Raw genomic sequence first — 243 nt, 5'->3', positions numbered from 1 at the left:
CATCGGTCAATGTGGGTATGGCCATCGCCGCGGCAGTCGAGGCCAATCGGCCCGATATCGATGCGAGGCGGCAACAGGTTTCGATACATCTGGAGAATGAGGGATGCGCCGTTTTCGGTGATGACGCTCGGGTCGTCCAGATGCTCGACAACCTCGTGTCCAATGCGACGAAGTACGCGCCAGACGAAAGCGAGATTGAAATCGATGTCGGGCGGTCGCAAGGCATGGTGTCGATCAGGGTGC

At 58.8% G+C, this 243-nt stretch carries 1 protein-coding gene; it reads left to right on the top strand.

Going from position 1 to position 243, the window contains the following annotated elements; genetic code table 11:
* Positions 1-243: sensor histidine kinase (locus SB771_RS36495; protein WP_410722222.1), on the top strand; the 243-nt coding region annotated here is incomplete at both ends.

The organism is Burkholderia sp. SIMBA_051 (assembly GCF_046534915.1).
In the GTDB taxonomy this organism is placed as follows: Bacteria; Pseudomonadota; Gammaproteobacteria; order Burkholderiales; family Burkholderiaceae; genus Burkholderia; species Burkholderia ambifaria.
Note: the sequence above shows the minus strand (reverse complement) of the source record. Positions and strands in the feature narration are given on the sequence as shown.